The following is a 12,797-nucleotide window of genomic DNA, read 5'->3' as shown; positions in this document are numbered from 1 at the left end:
TGCATCGGGGCTCAGTCTTCTTCTTCGGTGGCGACGAGCTTCCAGTTCGGATCGCGCGAGCGCGTGTCGCGCGCGAAGGTCCAGACATCCTTGACCTCGGCCACGGTTTCCGGATCGCCGTCGATCACCGTGCCGGCCTTGTCGCGCGTCGCCGAAATCAGCTCGCTGATGATGCGCAGCGTCACATGCGCCTCGCCGCCCTTCATCTCGGCCGAGACGATATCGGCCTTGTCGATGCCGACGAAGGAGGACTGGATCTTCTCCGACTTGGCCTCGCGCTCGCCGATTGCGGCGACGAAGCCGTCGAACACCTCGCGCGACAACAGGTTCTTCAGCGTTTTGCGGTCGCCATCGGCATAGGCCATGACGATCATCTCATAGGCCATCTTGGCGCCGTCGATGAACCCCTTCGGGTCGAAGGACGGGTCATTGTCCTTGATCGCGCGCAGGCCCTTGTTGAGGTCGGTGTCGGGCTTGGCGAAGGCGTCGATCGCCGTATAGGCGTCGGCCGGCGCCGGCTCGCCGGGCAGGCGCTTGCGCGGCAGCGAAACGACATTTTCGGGCTTCTGCGTGGCGTCCTTGTCGGTGCGCGCCGCCGAGTAGGGGTCGAAGGGCGGCCGCTCGCTACCGGTCCGACGGCCCAGCACGTTGCGCAGCTGGAAGAAGATCACCACCGCCGCGATCAGGAAGAAAATCGTGCCGAAGTCGAAGAAACCCATATCTTCCGCCAATCAATCCCTGCCTCGAGGCCGGACCATCCGGCCAACAGGCCGCGGTCGCATAGCGTTCAACATTCAAAGCATATAGAACGCAAGGTGCAATCATTCAAATTAAAGGCAGGCATACCTATCTAACAGCCTCAGTGCCAGCGGCGATTGGCCGCCAGGGGCCAAAACAATCGAAACGACCAACAAGGTTGGCAAGACTTGCGCATTTCGCTGCTTCCCCTTTTTCTTCTCGCCCTTCCGCTCATGGAAATCGCCGGTTTCGTCATCGTCGGCCGTGAGGTCGGCGCGCTGGCGACGGTCGGCCTGGTGCTGGCCTCGAGCATCGCCGGCGTGCTTTTGCTGAGGCACCAGGGTTTCGGCGTCATGGCGCGGGTACGCGCCGAGATGGACGCCGGCCATGATCCCAGCCGCCATCTCGCCCACGGCGCCATGATCGTGGTCGCGGCGATCCTCCTGATCATCCCCGGCTTCATCACCGACATCATCGGCCTGCTCCTGTTCCTGCCGCCGGTGCGCGACCTTGCCTGGCGCCGGTTCAAGGGCCGCATCGTCGTCGCCACCGATTTCTCGGCCGGCGGTTTTCGCCGGTCGCGCGACAAGGTCATCGACCTCGACGACGGCGACTATTCGCGCGAGGACGATTTCAAGCGCGGCCCGGATCACAATTCGCCGTGGCGGCGGCTGAAGGACGACTGAGACTGCACCGATATTCAGGTGATGCCGGTCTGCAAAGGGCGGCTTCCTGCGCTTCCGGTGCTCACGTACTTCAAGTACGCTCCGCTCCGGTTCTCGGAAACCACCCTTTTCGCCTCGGCCTGACCTGAATCTCGATGCAGTCTGGGTCCGCTCCGGTCACAAGGCGGCAAACCTTGTCTTGTCATGCCGACCATGGTAGCGAACGCCCGATTTCAATTCGGTCAGCAAGGCTGCCCAGGGGAAAAGGATATAAGGCTCATGGCCAGCAATGATGACGCGCCGACCGGCGCAGCAAACGGCAACGGCAATGCGGCGCAGCCGTCGCTCAACGTGCTTGCCCAGTATGTGAAGGACCTGTCCTTCGAAAGCCCCGGCGCGCCGAACTCGCTGCGCGGCCGCGACAAGGCGCCCGGCATCGCCATCAACGTCAATGTCAACGCCAACCCGCTTTCCGACAAGCAGTTCGACGTCAATCTGACGCTGAACGCCAAGGCCTCCTTCGACCAGGAAGTGCTGTTCAATGTCGAGCTGGTCTATGGCGGCGTTTTCGCCATCTCCGGCTTCCCGCAGGAGCACATGCTGCCGATCCTGTTCATCGAATGCCCGCGCTTGCTGTTCCCCTTCGCCCGCCAGATCATCGCCGAGGCCACCCGCAATGGCGGCTTCCCGCCGCTGATGCTCGACCCGATCGACTTCGCGCAGATGTTCCAGCAGAAGATCGCCGAGGACCAGGCCGCGTCGAAGGTCCAGGTGAGCTGAGGTTTATCCTCCTCGTTTCTGAAAAGCCCGGCCTCGCGCCGGGCTTTTTTGTTGGCCACGGCCGGCCGGGTCCCCGCTGCTTCGCGGCGTCCCGGCGTTTGCTGCCTTTCATCGTGCCCCAGGCACGACGAATTCACTTCGTGAACCGGCACTCACCCTGCGGAGCAGCGCACAACTCCTGCGGATTCCAGAACACTCCGCAACGTCACCCCGCCCTATCATCGCCGCCTCAGGCAAAGGCGTCCCGGCGGTCGTAGCCGCCCCGCGTCGGCGATCCGCCGGGACGAGCCTGCTTCCGTGCAAGCCCCAAAACCCCAGCGCTTTTGGGCGGCCTGCACCAACGACAAAGGGAACGACGATGAGATTCATGCTGACCGACCGCAAATTGCACCCGCAGGCCAAGCCCGTCGCCGAGGATTTCAAAACCGGCGGCATCAGCCGCCGCGAATATCTGGCGCTGATGGCCGGCCTCGGCGTCAGCGCCGCCGGCGCGTTTGCACTGGGCGGCCTCGCCGCGACGCCGGCCCGCGCCGCCGAGCCGAAGAAGGGCGGCACCTTGCGCGTCGCCATGAACGTCAAGGGTTTCAAGGACCCGCGCACCTTCGACGGCGTCGAAATGTCCAACGTCGCCCGCCACTGCAACGAATATCTGGTGCGCTGGAACACCGATTTCTCGTTCGAGCCCTGGCTGCTCGAAAAATGGGAGATGAGCGACGACGCCAAGACGCTGACGCTGCATGTGCGCAAGGGCATTTCGTGGTCGAACGGCGACGCCTTCGACGCCGACGATGTCGTCCACAACCTCACCCGCTGGTGCGAGGCGGGCGTGGCCGGCAATTCGGTCGCCGCGCGCATGGGCGCGCTGGTCAATGCCGACACCAAGAAGGTGGTCGATGGCGGCATCGAGAAGGTCGACGACCACACGATCAAGCTCAACCTGCCCAAGCCCGACATTTCGCTGATCGCCGGCATGGCCGACTATCCCGCGCTGATCATGCACCGCTCCTATGAGGGCGACGGCGATCCGATGAAGGCGCTCGCCATCACCACCGGCCCTTGCGAACTGGTGAAATGGGACGCCGAGACGGGCGCGGAGGTCAAGCGCAAGGACAAGCCTTGGTGGAAGGGCGAGTTCTATCTCGATGGCATCCAGTGGATCGACTACGGCTCCGACCCCAACGCCATGCTGTCGGCCTTCGAATCCGGCGAGATCGACACCGACCACGAGACCGCCTCCGACGCCGTCGCGCAGACCGACAAGATGGGGCTCAAGAATTCCGAGATCGCCACCGGCTCGACCATCGTCGCCCGCTTCAATATCGGCAACGCGCCCTATGACGACATCAAGGTCCGCCGCGCCGCCCAGCTCGCCGTCGACAATTCGGCCGTGCTGGCGCTCGGCCTCGGCGGCCGCGGCAAACCCGCCGACAACCACCATGTCGGCCCCATGCACCCCGAATATGCCGATATCGGCCCGGCCAAACACGATGTGGCGGAGGCCAAGAAGCTGCTCGCCGCCTCCGCCAAGCCCGACCATGAATATGAGCTGATCTCGGTCGACGTCGAATGGCAGAAGAGCACCGGCGACGCGATATCCGCGCAGATGCGCGAGGCCGGCCTCAAGATCAAGCGCACCGTGCTGCCCGCCGCCACCTTCTGGAACGACTGGAGCAAATACCCCTTCTCCTGCACCGAATGGCTGGGTCGCCCCCTCGGCGTCCAGGTGCTGGCGCTGGCGTATAAATCCGGCGCCGCCTGGAACGAAAGCGCCTATGCCAGCAAGGAGTTCGACGATTTGCTCGACAAGGCGCTCGCCACCCCCGACGCCAAGGCGCGCAAGGAGATCATGGCCGGCATCGAGAAGAACCTGCGCGATTCCGGCATCATCATCCAGCCCTACTGGCGCTCGGTGTACCGGACCTATCGCAAGGGGGTGGAGGGCTGCGAGCAGCACCAGGCGCTGGAGCAGCATTTTGAGAAGGTTTGGTTGGAGGGGTGAGGCGCGGCGCTTCTTCCCTTCTCCCCTTGTGGGGTGAGGGGCGGTCCGCGTCAGCGGACGGAAAGCCAATTGCTTGGCTTTCCGAGCCTCGAACGCCCTGAGCCTGCGAAGGGCCGGGGGCGCGGGCGCTGGTCTTCCCTTCTCCCCTTGCGGGAGAAGGTGGATTGCCGCGAAGCGGCAAGACAGATGAGGGGTGCGTGACGGAGTGAGGCTTTGCTATTTAAGGCTTTGAGTCCGTAACTTTCGACGGTATCGCCAAGCTGAAACACCCCTCATCCGTCTCGGCGCTGGCGCGCCGATCCACCTTCTCCCACACGGGGAGAAGGAAGGCGCGCTCCCCTTATCGCCCCTCCCTCACCAGCGTCCAGATCCACCCGATAAAAGTCAGCACCAGGAACGGATAGCCTGCCGCCGGCAGCGGCGACGAGGTCGGCAGCAAGGGCGCGCCCCACAGGATCATGCCGGCCGAGACGACAAACAGCAGGGCGGCGACGAGCGCGGTGAGCCGCATCCACAGCGCGAACGTGCTTGGCGCGCTGACTAGGACCAGCCCCGCCGCCCAGAGCGAAATGCCGCCGGCATAGGAAGGCACGCTGGCCTCCAGCCCCGCTGCATTGCCGGCCAGCAGCAGGCTCTCGCCGGCCAGGAAGGTCAGGAAGCCCGCGGCGACGCAATCATGGCCCAGCCGCTGGTATTTCATGGTGAGCAGCGCGGTGGCGACGACGATCGCCACGCCGTCGACCGTCCAGAGCGTTTCGCGTAACGGAGCGCTGGCGACGAAAGTGCCGGCCAGGCCAAAGGCGCCGCCTATGGCGAGGCCGATGGCGGCGATGGTGTCTGAGGTGGTGCGCATGTGGGGTTCCCCGGGCAGGGGAGAGGATAAGCCAATATTTGGCGGGTTCAATGGCGGTTGCCGTCGGAGAACAGCGCTTCAGACGGCACTAAGCGGACCACGTCTTGAATACCAGAGAACGGTAGCGATCTAAAATATTTGTAGAATCAGAAATCCCTTTAGCCGTCCATTCTTGCTCTCATATCGAAGTGCCGAAAACCGGATTTCCGCATTCTCATCAAACCTATCGAGTGCGTTTGCGGATAGGCTGCGTACGACTTTCAAGACTGTTCCTGGGTTCCGGCTCACATCAGCTAAGGTGAATGGAACGGGTCGGCCCTCGTTCTCAATATATATGCGCCCTTTAAATGTATTTGAGTTGTAGCTTGAAACTTTTCCGACGAATTTCTCCTGATCGTCTGTCAGATTAGTAACATTGATGTACTCGAAGGTATCCTTGTCAAGGACAGGGCCCGTCTGTCGAACGATCTGTCCTGCCTGACTTGCACCCAAAATAGCAGTTTCAGCGGTCCTTGAGTGGCTTATCGGTCGGTGTAAATCGCGAACAGCGGGTTCCACCTTCTCAATCAACGATTCAAACTTGCCCTGATCAATTTCGCGAGGGATTTCGTCTGAGGTCGATCGATGTTCTTCGATCTGCTGCCCTAGAGATTTCTCATAGTCAACGTGAAAGCCGAGGCTTTCCGAAATGACATAGTCATAAGCCGATGTCAGCAAGTGTCCAAGAACAGAATCTTTCGAAGCAACGCCAGCGCTCAATAATACGGTGCCAGTAACGATTGCCACTGCACGCCAGCTACCTGGCTCTGGAGGAAGTGACAATATTACCGCATTTTTTAGCGACGGAGCTTGAGTTATTATTTCTCCATTTACAACTAGATGGGTAGTCAATGCCAATGTACGTTGAAAAGCTGCGAACGCCTGCGCGGCATCATAGAAGTCCAACAGATTACGGTCGGCTTCATTACCTTCAAATTGCAGAGTGAATTCCATGTTGCCCCCCAACTTCCCAACTCATTGATACAATTATTTGAGGGAGACGCATCTCATTTTTTAGGTCACTCACAATTGCCCAGACCGCGAGGCCGCCATCGGCGGGTGCGTTACCTTATGGTGATATCGGAAACGTGGGACGGACTTCAATCTCAGCTGCGTAGACGTTTGACACACACGAGGTCACAAAAGCTACGCAAACGAATCCTTGACGGCGCAAAACGAGTCGCCTTCTATAGGCTATGTACTCCTGTTGAGAGTACGACCGGAACGTTCTGAGCCCGGTCTTTTTCCGGATTATGTGCGCTTTTGCCCGCATCTACGACCTGTCGCAAGGCTGCGAACACACATCTTGAACTTTAAATGATGATTGTAGGACTGGGATAAATTGTCAGTTAATACTATATTTAGTGTTTGCAGGCATGACTGGTTAATAAATAGTTAAGGCACACGATCGAAGGCTTCCTCTGACTGATCCGTTACCAGATCGCGGGTAGCGGCGCGAAACTTATCTACCTGTTTCTTTTCAACCTTGGTGGTCATAGTCATGCACCTGTGTTTCGTGGACGAAAGCGGCACCCCTGCTAAACTTGGCGCGGCAGGGTCGCGCTATTTCGTGATCGCGGGTCTGATCATACCCGAAGACAAGTGGCATCGCATCTCCGGTCACTTGCAAGGGCAAAAGGCCAATCGTGGGTATCATGGCGAGCTTAAATGGCGATACTTTGCTCCTAACAATGCCGAGCCGGCCAACCCAATGCGGGAGTGGGATCAAGCCGCCCGCAACACATTTAGATCACTAATGTTCCGAATTCTGACCAGCGACCGATCCATCAAGGTCGTCGCCGGAGTTTGTGACGCTCCGTTGGCCTACGGCCTCGGCAATGTAAACGAACAGGCCGATATCTATTTCCGAACCTACAAGGTGGTTACGGAGCGGTTTCAATATGCCCTGCAAGATATTTCGAGAGAGAGCGGCAAAACCTTCCATGGCATCATTGTCGCAGATCACCGTGGTACCGGTGACGATAAGAGGCTACGCGAGCAACACCAACGCCTGCTGGACGAAACGGGATCTTACTCTTCAAACTATCCGAATCTGATTGAGGGCTGCTTCCTCTCTCCTTCCCATACAAGCGCCGGAATCCAGTTTGCTGATATGGTCGCCGGGGCGATATGGCGTCGGTTTGAACACGACGATGCTACCTTTTTTGATCAAATTAGGCCGCTCTTACGAACCAGCCCTTCGGGAGCAATCGACGGGTTTGGACTGGCCAGATTCCCCAAAAGAGGATGGGGAGGTCCAATCGTGGCTTGAGGGACGCCGGGTGGGGCCGTAACCCCACCGTGCAATGTGACGCACTCCCGGCGCACGTAATATATACGAATCTTCCTTGAGAATCAAAGCTTATTCCACTTCCGAAATGAACCTTTCCACAAAGGCAGTTGGAGTTGCACCGCCTTTCGATAGTGATCCTTGTTCGCGTCAAGCAACTGGTCGATAGGTAAGTCGCTTGCCCTGGCACTCTTCAATGCAATCAGCGAACGAGCGTTGTCTTCACCGCCCGTGGCCAGGGTGTTGGTATGGACCCTTGTGCCGCGAACGACTCGCCGGCGCTATGCTCGACCGTGCCGTGGGCGGCAACTCTGCGCCGACGCGCCGATGCTGGCGGGCCTCGTCTGAAGATCGTTTCGCGGCCAATGTTCGCATTCACGATGGGGACGATCGTGTGGGTGGCGGAAGCCTTCTGCTTCGGAACGCCCTACAAGCGGCCAATGTAGCTTTCGTCGACCTCAACGAACTCGCCACCGCCGCCCATGGGCGTGAAGTCATCCGAGCGCATGGCCGCAACCCCCGGGGTGGGACCCGCTGCCTGCGGCAGCTCCCACCCGGACTTGCGCTCGCATCGACCCACCGGGTCGATGCGAGCGGCCGGAGGCCGGATCGCTCAATCGCCCATCTTCAGCGCCTGGATAAACGCCTCCTGGGGAATATCGACCTTCCCAAACTGCCTCATCCGCTTCTTGCCTTCTTTCTGCTTGTCCAGCAGCTTGCGTTTGCGCGAGACGTCGCCGCCGTAGCATTTGGCGGTCACGTCCTTGCGAAGGGCGGAGATGGTTTCGCGCGCGATGACCTTGCCGCCGATCGCGGCCTGGATCGGGATCTTGAAGAGATGGTGCGGGATCAGCTCCTTCAGCTTCTCGCACATCTGCCTTCCGCGCTTTTCCGCCGCCGTGCGGTGCACCAGCATGGAGAGCGCGTCGACCGGCTCCTCATTGACCAGGATCGACATCTTCACCAGATCGCCCTCGCGGTAGTCGGTGAGGTGATAGTCGAACGAGGCGTAGCCCTTGGAGATCGACTTCAGCCGGTCATAGAAATCGAAGACGACTTCGTTGAGCGGCAGATCGTAGGTCAGCATGGCGCGCTTGCCGACATAGGACAGGTCGGCCTGGATGCCGCGCCGGTCCTGGCAAAGCTTCAGGATGCCGCCGAGATAGTCGTCGGGGGTGAGGATGGTGGCGCGGATCCACGGCTCCTCGATCGCCGAGATCTTCACCACGTCGGGCATGTCGGCCGGGTTGTGCAGCTCCTTCACCGAACCGTCATTGAGCAGCAGCCGGTAGACGACGGATGGAGCCGTGGCGATCAGGTCGAGGTTGAACTCGCGCTCCAGCCGCTCCTGAATGATTTCCAGATGAAGCAGGCCAAGGAAGCCGCAGCGATAGCCGAAGCCGAGCGCCGCACTGGTTTCCATTTCATAGGAGAAGGACGCGTCGTTGAGGCGCAGTTTGCCGACGGCGGCGCGCAGGTCCTCGAAATCGGCGGCGTCGACCGGGAACAGGCCGCAGAACACCACCGGCTGCGCCGGCTTGAAGCCGGGCAGGGCCTGCGCGGTGGGGCGCTTGTCCTCGGTGATGGTGTCGCCGACGCGGGTGTCGGCCACTTCCTTGATCGAGCCGGTGAAGAAACCGAACTCGCCGGGGCCAAGCTCTTCGACATTGATGCGGGCAGGCGTGAACACGCCGGTGCGCTCGACCAGATATTTGGCGCCGGTGCCCATCATGCGGATGGTCTGGCCCTTCTTCAGCACGCCGTCGATGATGCGCACCAGCACGATGACGCCGAGATAGGCGTCGTACCAGCTGTCGACCAGCATGGCCTTCAAGGGTGCTGTCGCATCGCCCTCGCGCGGCGGCGGCAATTGGTGGACGATGGCCTCCAGCACGTCGGGAATGCCAAGGCCGGTCTTGGCCGAGATCAGCACGGCGCCGGAAGCGTCGATGCCGATCACCTCCTCGACCTGCTCGCGGATGCGCTCGGGCTCGGCGGCCGGCAGGTCGACCTTGTTCAGCACCACGACGATCTCGTGGTTGTTGTCGATGGCCTGGTAGACATTGGCGAGCGTCTGCGCCTCGACGCCCTGGCTGGCGTCGACCACCAGCAGCGAGCCTTCGCAGGCGGCCAGCGAACGCGACACTTCATAGGCGAAGTCGACATGTCCGGGCGTGTCGATGAGGTTGAGGATATAGTCCTCGCCATTGTTGGCGCGGTATTTCAGCCGCACCGTCTGCGCCTTGATGGTGATGCCGCGCTCGCGCTCAATGTCCATCGAGTCCAGCACCTGCTCCTTCATGTCGCGCAGCTCCAGACCGCCGGTGGACTGGATCAGGCGGTCGGCAAGCGTGGATTTGCCATGGTCGATATGGGCGACGATGGAGAAATTGCGGATGTGGTCGAGGGGCGTGCTCATGTCGCGCGCTTTAGCAGGGGTGGCTTGCGGCGGCAAGGCTTGCGGCGCAAGGGCGGCGCCTTCGATCACAAAGCGGTGAGCCGCGCCAAATGCCGGCCGCGGCGGTCGCGGATGCTTAAACTTTGATCGATCGCGTTAGACCTTGGTTTGCTGCCGCGTGGTATATGCGGCATCACTAATATCCGCGGGGTAAGAAAATGCTGAAAATTGCAGGCGGGTTCGCCCGTTCGCGCAGCGGCTCGATGATGCCGCTGTTTTTCCTGAGCCTGGTGCCCTTGATCACCGCCGTCGGCTTCTCCGTCGACTACACCAATGCCGTCGAGACCCGCTCCAACATGCAGGAAGCGCTGGATGCCGCGACGCTGGCCATCACCACGCTGCCGCCGACCACGACGCAGCCGGTCCGCCAGCAAGCGCTGCAGGACAACTTCACCGCCAACAATGGCCAGGGCACCACGACGCTGGTGAGCTTCAACGTTGCCGCCGACGGCACCGTCACCGCGCAGACCTCGGCCAGCTTTGCCATGCCGACCAATTTCATGACCATCGCCCGGATCAACACCGTGCCGGTCGCCGTCGCCTCGGGTGTCAACAAGGCGCCCGGCCTGGTGCAGGCGACGTTCAAGATCGACAAGGTGTCGGGCTACTGGAACAAGATCATGACGCTTTACGGCACGGCCTTCAGCGCGACGACGTCGCAAAAGCTGATGACCGCCAGCTATGTCTACTCGCCCTACACCTATTCATACAAGGTGAACGGCAAGTCCTATTCCATGACGGAACCGAAGGGTTACGGCACGACGACGATCTCGCTTGTCAATGGTTCGACATCGACGATAGTCCAGACGCAGACATGCTCGACCATCGGTGCGACGGCCGCTTTCACCAGCCCGCCGTCGGGCGCGATCCTGAGCGCCGGGCAGTACGACAGCAACAGCGGCAAGACGGTCTATTTCCAGACCACATGCGTCACCACCAACGTGCCGGCCACCGGTGCCGGCGCCGCCGTCGACGTCAGCCAGATGGGCCAGCTTTACCTGCAGATGGATGTCACGACCGGCAACAAGGCAACGTTCAAATCGAACGACGCCACCACCTCCGACCACCTCTATCTGGGCACCACACCCACGCCCTTGACCGAGGTCGCCGCGGGCAAGCTCATCGACATCTTCAGCGTCGTGCCTTGCTCGCAGACCAGCTACCAGGCCTGGGAAGACGGCGGCACCACCCTTCCCGCGGATTATACCAATGCCGACTTCGTCTACAACATCTCCGGCAAGTGCGACTTCAACCAGCGCCCGTCGCTGACGGCGCTGACGCAGTAAGGCAGCCAATCTCCGGCGCTGAAAAAATCCGCACTCAATCTTGATTGGCACGGTATTGGCGGACAGGGTCGGCGGGGCCTAGCCTGGGGCACGTCAACTCCCGGAGAAGAACCCGATGCCTGATTCCGTGCTGCGTGTGTCCATCCTGCGCTGCGATGCAGCGAAGTTCGCGTCGTTGCGAGAGATGATGGTGGACGCCGAAGCAGAGCTTCGGCCCGGCATCGAGGCCCTGCCGGGGCTGCTCGTCTTCTACGCCGGCGCCGACGAGGCGACATCGTCGCTGATCAATACCAGTGTGTGGGACACGCTGGAGCACGCCAGGCAACTCGATACGTTCCAGCCCATGCTGGATGCGGGAAAGCGTTTTGTCGCCGAAGGCGCAAGGTTCGAGCGGCCGATCATGCACTACACCTCGCTCTGGCGTTTCGGGCCGCTCGCGTAGGCCTGGCGAGGCGCTCCAATCACAAACCGGTGAGCGCTGTAACGAAGCGGCAGATGGCAGCGAAATGGGGGAATGACCGGCGCGTCTCAGCGCCGTCCCCCACGGAGCCCGCCCTATGCCGAGATCCTCAAAGTTCATTGCCCTGTCCAGCCTGGGGGCGTTGGCGCTCGCAGCCTCGCTCGGTGCCGCCGCCGCGCAGCCGCTCAGCGTCGTCGAGCTGTTCACCAGCCAGGGCTGCTCGTCCTGCCCGCCGGCCAATGCCAATCTGATCAAGGTCAAGGACCAGCCAGGCGTGCTGGCGCTGTCCTTCAACGTCACCTACTGGGATTATCTCGGCTGGAAGGACACTTTTGGAAAGCAGGAGTTTACCCAGCGCCAGGTTTCCTACGAGCCGCCGCTCGGCCATGACGGGCCGTTCACGCCGCAAGTGGTGGTCAACGGCCATGCCGATGTGGTCGGCGCCGCACCGGGCGAGATCGAGCATCTGATTTCCGCGACCGGCAAGACCGGCGGCCCCTCGCTGTCGCTCGGGGGCGGCAAGGTGACGATCGGCGCCGGTGCCGCACCGGGCGGCAAGGCCGATGTGTGGCTGGTACGCTATGCCAAGGGCGTCGTGCAGGTGCCGGTGGCGCGCGGCGAAAACACCGGGCGCACGCTGCCGCATGCCAATGTCGTGCATGCGCTGGAAAAGCTCGGCAGCTGGACCGGCGGCGCCACCGCCTATGCGCTGCCGGCCGCGCCCGGTGGCTTGAGCACCGCCGTGCTGGTGCAATCGCCGGGCGGCGGACCGATCCTGGCCGCCGCCACCAACTGATTTTCTTTCTCTTCGCGCGGGGCCGCATGCAGCGGCAACGCATCACCCGGCCCGCTTGCGCGCCAAAACCCAAGGAAACATCCATGACCAAGTACCTGACCCTGCCGGCGCTCGCCTTCGCGCTTTCGGCCGCCGTTTTCGTCGCCGGCGCCCGTGCCGACGAAGCGACCAACGCCATGAAGCCCGCCAATGCGATGGCCACCGACGCCATGAAGCCGGCGACGGATGCGATGAAGCCGGCGGATGCCATGAAGCCCGCAACCGACGCGATGAAGCCGGCCGACCCGATGGCCACCAATGCGATGAAGCCCGCAGCGGACGCGATGAAACCTGCCGCCGACGCCATGAAACCGGCGGCGGACGCGATGAAGCCAGCGCAGTAAGCAGGTCGGCTGCCCCTCACCCAGCCTCCGCTTCGCTCGCCTGACCGTTC

Annotated in this window: 12 protein-coding genes; 8 read left to right on the top strand and 4 right to left on the bottom strand. The window is 61.6% G+C overall.

Features of this window, described 5'->3' with window-relative positions; translation table 11 throughout:
- Nucleotides 1-11 precede the first annotated feature (11 nt).
- Nucleotides 12-719 (bottom strand): Tim44/TimA family putative adaptor protein, encoded by a 708-nt coding sequence (locus ACLGL5_RS06490; protein WP_019862226.1) that lies wholly within the window; start codon nt 717-719, stop codon nt 12-14.
- A gap of 207 nt (nt 720-926) precedes the next feature.
- Here ACLGL5_RS06490 and ACLGL5_RS06485 point away from each other — a divergent pair, with 207 nt between their 5' ends.
- The 3 genes from ACLGL5_RS06485 (at nt 927) to ACLGL5_RS06475 (ending at nt 4,182) form a co-directional block, all read left to right on the top strand.
- Entirely contained in the window at nt 927-1,424 is a 498-nt protein-coding gene (locus ACLGL5_RS06485) for an FxsA family protein (RefSeq protein ID WP_038650885.1), read from the top strand.
- Between the two features lie 258 nt (nt 1,425-1,682).
- A complete protein-coding gene (gene secB, locus ACLGL5_RS06480; RefSeq protein ID WP_019862223.1) occupies nt 1,683-2,183 on the top strand; it encodes a protein-export chaperone SecB in 501 nt (166 codons plus the stop codon).
- Between the two features lie 358 nt (nt 2,184-2,541).
- Nucleotides 2,542-4,182: an ABC transporter substrate-binding protein gene (locus ACLGL5_RS06475; protein WP_069090599.1), complete on the top strand. Its 1,641-nt coding sequence runs from the start codon at nt 2,542-2,544 to the stop codon at nt 4,180-4,182.
- A gap of 340 nt (nt 4,183-4,522) precedes the next feature.
- On the opposite strand, the gene ACLGL5_RS06470 is transcribed toward ACLGL5_RS06475, so the two are convergent.
- Together ACLGL5_RS06470 and ACLGL5_RS06465 are read right to left on the bottom strand one after the other, a co-directional pair.
- Nucleotides 4,523-5,035 carry a hypothetical protein gene (locus ACLGL5_RS06470; protein WP_069090598.1) on the bottom strand — a complete coding sequence of 171 codons (513 nt, stop codon included), beginning with the start codon at nt 5,033-5,035 and terminating at the stop codon, nt 4,523-4,525.
- 129 nt (nt 5,036-5,164) lie between these two features.
- Nucleotides 5,165-6,028, bottom strand: a complete 864-nt coding sequence (locus ACLGL5_RS06465) for a DUF7946 domain-containing protein (protein ID WP_141700881.1) — start codon at nt 6,026-6,028, stop codon at nt 5,165-5,167.
- A gap of 547 nt (nt 6,029-6,575) precedes the next feature.
- On the opposite strand from ACLGL5_RS06465, the gene ACLGL5_RS06460 reads away from it, so the two are divergent.
- Nucleotides 6,576-7,346 carry a DUF3800 domain-containing protein gene (locus tag ACLGL5_RS06460; RefSeq protein ID WP_141700880.1) on the top strand — a complete coding sequence of 257 codons (771 nt, stop codon included), beginning with the start codon at nt 6,576-6,578 and terminating at the stop codon, nt 7,344-7,346.
- A gap of 631 nt (nt 7,347-7,977) precedes the next feature.
- On the opposite strand, the gene lepA is transcribed toward ACLGL5_RS06460, so the two are convergent.
- Entirely contained in the window at nt 7,978-9,783 is a 1,806-nt protein-coding gene (gene lepA / locus ACLGL5_RS06455) for a translation elongation factor 4 (protein WP_027047572.1), read from the bottom strand.
- A gap of 197 nt (nt 9,784-9,980) precedes the next feature.
- Here lepA and ACLGL5_RS06450 point away from each other — a divergent pair, with 197 nt between their 5' ends.
- The 4 genes from ACLGL5_RS06450 (at nt 9,981) to ACLGL5_RS06435 (ending at nt 12,747) form a co-directional block, all read left to right on the top strand.
- Nucleotides 9,981-11,108, top strand: coding sequence for a TadE/TadG family type IV pilus assembly protein (locus ACLGL5_RS06450; RefSeq protein ID WP_069090596.1), 1,128 nt, complete (start codon nt 9,981-9,983; stop codon nt 11,106-11,108).
- A gap of 115 nt (nt 11,109-11,223) precedes the next feature.
- Nucleotides 11,224-11,550 carry a hypothetical protein gene (locus tag ACLGL5_RS06445; RefSeq protein ID WP_020629096.1) on the top strand — a complete coding sequence of 109 codons (327 nt, stop codon included), beginning with the start codon at nt 11,224-11,226 and terminating at the stop codon, nt 11,548-11,550.
- 115 nt (nt 11,551-11,665) lie between these two features.
- Nucleotides 11,666-12,364 (top strand): DUF1223 domain-containing protein, encoded by a 699-nt coding sequence (locus tag ACLGL5_RS06440; RefSeq protein WP_069090595.1) that lies wholly within the window; start codon nt 11,666-11,668, stop codon nt 12,362-12,364.
- An 83-nt stretch (nt 12,365-12,447) separates the two neighbouring features.
- Entirely contained in the window at nt 12,448-12,747 is a 300-nt protein-coding gene (locus ACLGL5_RS06435) for a hypothetical protein (RefSeq protein WP_069090594.1), read from the top strand.
- Nucleotides 12,748-12,797: the final 50 nt, after the last annotated feature.

The sequence above is a fragment of the Mesorhizobium sp. U510 genome, assembly GCF_059180695.1.
Note: the sequence above shows the minus strand (reverse complement) of the source record. Positions and strands in the feature narration are given on the sequence as shown.

Bases quoted from the DNA above. Each gene is read 5' to 3' on its own strand.
- ACLGL5_RS06490 (WP_019862226.1), bottom strand. From the start codon at position 719: ATGGGTTTCTTCGACTTCGGCACGATTTTCTTCCTGATCGCGGCGGTG.
- secB (WP_019862223.1), top strand. From the start codon at position 1,683: ATGGCCAGCAATGATGACGCGCCGACCGGCGCAGCAAACGGCAACGGC.
- ACLGL5_RS06475 (WP_069090599.1), top strand. From the start codon at position 2,542: ATGAGATTCATGCTGACCGACCGCAAATTGCACCCGCAGGCCAAGCCC.
- ACLGL5_RS06470 (WP_069090598.1), bottom strand. From the start codon at position 5,035: ATGCGCACCACCTCAGACACCATCGCCGCCATCGGCCTCGCCATAGGC.
- ACLGL5_RS06465 (WP_141700881.1), bottom strand. From the start codon at position 6,028: ATGGAATTCACTCTGCAATTTGAAGGTAATGAAGCCGACCGTAATCTG.
- ACLGL5_RS06460 (WP_141700880.1), top strand. From the start codon at position 6,576: ATGCACCTGTGTTTCGTGGACGAAAGCGGCACCCCTGCTAAACTTGGC.
- lepA (WP_027047572.1), bottom strand. From the start codon at position 9,783: ATGAGCACGCCCCTCGACCACATCCGCAATTTCTCCATCGTCGCCCAT.
- ACLGL5_RS06450 (WP_069090596.1), top strand. From the start codon at position 9,981: ATGCTGAAAATTGCAGGCGGGTTCGCCCGTTCGCGCAGCGGCTCGATG.
- ACLGL5_RS06445 (WP_020629096.1), top strand. From the start codon at position 11,224: ATGCCTGATTCCGTGCTGCGTGTGTCCATCCTGCGCTGCGATGCAGCG.
- ACLGL5_RS06440 (WP_069090595.1), top strand. From the start codon at position 11,666: ATGCCGAGATCCTCAAAGTTCATTGCCCTGTCCAGCCTGGGGGCGTTG.
- ACLGL5_RS06435 (WP_069090594.1), top strand. From the start codon at position 12,448: ATGACCAAGTACCTGACCCTGCCGGCGCTCGCCTTCGCGCTTTCGGCC.